We start from the raw sequence: 1,019 nt of genomic DNA on the forward strand, positions 1-1,019 counted from the left end.
TCCGGCGCCGCGCCGTGGCGGACGGTGATGACGAAGTCGGCCCCGACGAACACGTGCAGCTCGCCGAAGTCGACCTCCTCCGCCGCGTCGAGATAACGGGCGGCGCGCAGCACGACGAACAGGGTGTCGCCGTAGCGCTCCAGCTTCGGCCGCTGGTGCGCCTCCAGCGCGTCCTCGACGGCCAGCGGGTGCAGGTCGAACTCCTCCGCGAGGGAGAGCAGCTCCGTCTCGGTGGGCCGGTGCAGGCCGATCCACGCCATGCCGCCCTGCTGCTCGCGCAGCTTGCGGAAGGTCTCGGCGAGCGACGCGGGCGTCGCGACGCGGCGGCCGTCCTGGTAGACGGCGGCGTGCACGACGCTGCTCTCCTCGGCGGCGCCCGGCCCGCGGCCCGGTACGGTGCCGGGGTTCGGGCCGGAGGCGGCGCCCCCGCCGGAGCCGGTGCCCGTGGGGGCGCCGGCGCTGCGCGTCGCGGTGCGTTCGTCCGACTGGGGAGAGCGGTGTCCGCCGGCGCGGAGCCAGGCGCTCCGGCGGGACGTGCTCAGCGGACGGGGCCGGCGCTCTGACATGAGCGGTCCCTCCTGCCTCGCACGTTTGTCCCTGGGTCACCCTGGCGGTCACGGCCATGAGCAGGATATACGGCACGAATGAGGCGGGCGAAAGCGGTGCCGCGGCGGCTCCGCCGCCCGCGGCGAGGTTCCGGTCCCGTGGCTCGGCCCGCTTCCGGCCCGCGCGGCTCGGGCCCCGGCCCCCGGAGTGCGTGGGCCACCGGCCCGCGGCCACGCCCGGCTCGCGCCACGGTACCTGCCGCGCGCCGCCGCCGCGTGGCCCTCTCCGCCCTCGCCCCGAGCGGCCGCTGCCCCGCGCCCGAGCGGGGGCACGTTCCCCGGTCGGGCTCCCGACGTCCCGGTCCGTCCCCCCGCGGACGCGCCCTGCCCGCCGGCCGGTGCCGGGCCGGCTCCCAGGGGGTGCCATCCCGGCCTTGGCGGGCGCGGGCCCTGGCCGTTCCGGAGCCTGTCGGC

General features: G+C 78.5%; 1 protein-coding gene. It reads right to left on the bottom strand.

What is annotated here, in order from left to right; genetic code table 11:
* The coding region (locus ACSNOD_RS31370) for a CorA family divalent cation transporter (RefSeq protein WP_436770468.1) at positions 1-566 on the bottom strand (566 nt) is incomplete at its 3' end.
* Between the last annotated feature and the right edge of the window lie 453 nt (positions 567-1,019).

Source organism: Streptomyces sp. URMC 123 (assembly GCF_051386515.1).
Taxonomy (GTDB): domain Bacteria; phylum Actinomycetota; class Actinomycetes; order Streptomycetales; family Streptomycetaceae; genus Streptomyces.